Source organism: Fibrobacter sp., assembly GCF_045131395.1.
Taxonomy (GTDB): domain Bacteria; phylum Fibrobacterota; class Fibrobacteria; order Fibrobacterales; family Fibrobacteraceae; genus Fibrobacter.
The window spans coordinates 1-2,022 of sequence record NZ_JBGUQY010000009.1 but is presented as its reverse complement, the minus strand read 5'-3'; the positions used below and the strand labels follow the sequence as shown (position 1 = coordinate 2,022).

The window sequence follows — 2,022 nt, the reverse complement described above, 5'->3', positions numbered from 1 at the left end:
GCCAGGACTGACGCAAAAAATACAATTTTCTTCATAGTAATAATAAATTTGAATTGATTCGGGACTATTCCCGATTACAAAAACCAGCAAAGTTACAAAACAACAAAACAATAAGTCCTTTGCAAATCTAAAATGTGGGCATCGAAATGAAAGTCTGAACAAATGTTCATGCCTTCAGTTCAATTTTCACTATTCAAGACCATGATTTTATCAAAAAGAATATGCACCGCCATTTATGTAGCCATCCACGAGCGGTTTGGCCCGTTGTACCCGTGAAAACTCGCTTTTATAAGCAATCCAATGCCAAAAATAACAAATAATACCTTGAATTTGGAAAATTTTCCATAAAATAAATGTTCTTTTGGAAAGTTTTGCTACCTTTGCACCGTAAAAGCAATAATTTATGGAAAAAAATGCTCTATTGAATCACGAAGTCGTAATGGCTTCTTCCGACAAGACAACCAACAACTTCATTACGAAGATGAAGAAAGAAGGCCGTCTCGTCAAGATTGCCACGAAGATATACACTACCAATCTCAACGACACCCCAGAGAATATCATCCGCAGAAATCTCTTCTTCATCCTTGGCGAACTCTACCCCGATGCCGTCATGAGTCATCGTAGTGCCTTCGAGTGCCGCCCCACTAACGACGGACACATCTACCTCACCTATAATTACACGAAGAAAGTATCGTTGCCAGGCATTACCATCCATCTGCTTGAAGGTCAGAAAGCCCTTCCCGCCGATTATCCTTTCATGGGAGGTCTGCACATGTCTTGCAGTGCCAGGGCCTATCTTGAAAACCTACAGACAGGCTATAGCCGCGATGGCGTTTCCAAGTGTCTGCCACAGGACGTTATCGAAGAGAAACTGGATAAAGTCTTGCAGACCAATGGTGAGGACGAACTGAACAAGTTGCGCGACACAGCCCGCGAGATAGCCGGACAGCTCGACATGGCCGACGAGTTCAAGAAACTGGACTCCATCATCGGGGCCATCCTTTCCACAAAGCCCTCGAAGATTCTCACTTCCTCGGTTGCCGAAGCCCGTGCCTTGGGAGAGCCGTTCGACAGTCAGCGACTGAAGCTCTTCAGCATTCTGATGGCTGCACTCAACGAGCGTGAGTTTGAGAATTTCCCTGAGCCAAACGAGACGGATGCCGCCTACAACAACTTCGCCTTCTTTGAGAGTTATTTCTCCAACTATATCGAGGGAACAGAGTTCGAGGTGGAGGATGCCCGACAGATTATCGAGACCCGTACCCCGATGCCTGCCCGCAACGCCGACAGTCACGACGTGCTGGGCACATATTACATCGTTTCCAACCGAAAGGAAATGGCCATCACGCCCACCTCGCCCGACCACCTGCTTGACATCCTCCAGCATCGTCACCGAGTGATGATGTCTGCCCGTCCAGAAGCCAATCCCGGCATGTTCAAGACACAGAATAACCGCGCTGGCGAAACCCATTTCGTCGATTTCCAACAGGTTCGCGGAACACTGAAGAAAGGCTTCGAGGTCTATAGCGCCTTGCGTCACCCCTTTGCCCGTGCCCTCTTCATGCTCTTTATGATTAGCGAGGTTCACCCGTTCTCCGACGGTAACGGACGCATCTCCCGCATCATGATGAATGCCGAACTGACAGCCGCCGGACAGTCGAAGGTCATTATTCCCACAGTATTCCGCACCGACTATCTCAGTGCACTGCGCCAACTCACCCGAAAGGACAACCCTGAAAAGCTGATCAATGCCATCCAGCGTGTACGGCTGTTCAGCTACAATCTCCGTGGAGATAACTTTGAGAAAATGCGCGACTACATGGAACGCTGCAACGCTTTCAAGGAAGAAGATGAATATATATTACGCTTTTAACTTATGGAACAGAAATTCGGGAAAAATAGCATTGACATTGAGGCGCTGCGCGAGTTTTGCGAGCGTGAGGGCAAGATGGTGGAGTACCGCAAGGGCGAACAGCTGGAGCGCGAGGGCGACCCCGCACGGTGGTTCGGCTTCGTCACCGA

Annotated in this window: 1 protein-coding gene; it reads left to right on the top strand. The window is 48.5% G+C overall.

Annotation, left to right across the window (positions count from 1 at the left end; genetic code table 11):
- Positions 1-439 precede the first annotated feature (439 nt).
- Positions 440-1,873: a Fic family protein gene (locus tag ACJMNB_RS04990; RefSeq protein WP_405339595.1), complete on the top strand. Its 1,434-nt coding sequence runs from the start codon at positions 440-442 to the stop codon at positions 1,871-1,873.
- Positions 1,874-2,022: the final 149 nt, after the last annotated feature.

What these genes read in the sequence shown, in the direction of transcription:
- ACJMNB_RS04990 (WP_405339595.1), top strand. Translation starts at nt 440, where the DNA reads ATGGCTTCTTCCGACAAGACAACCAACAACTTCATTACGAAGATGAAG.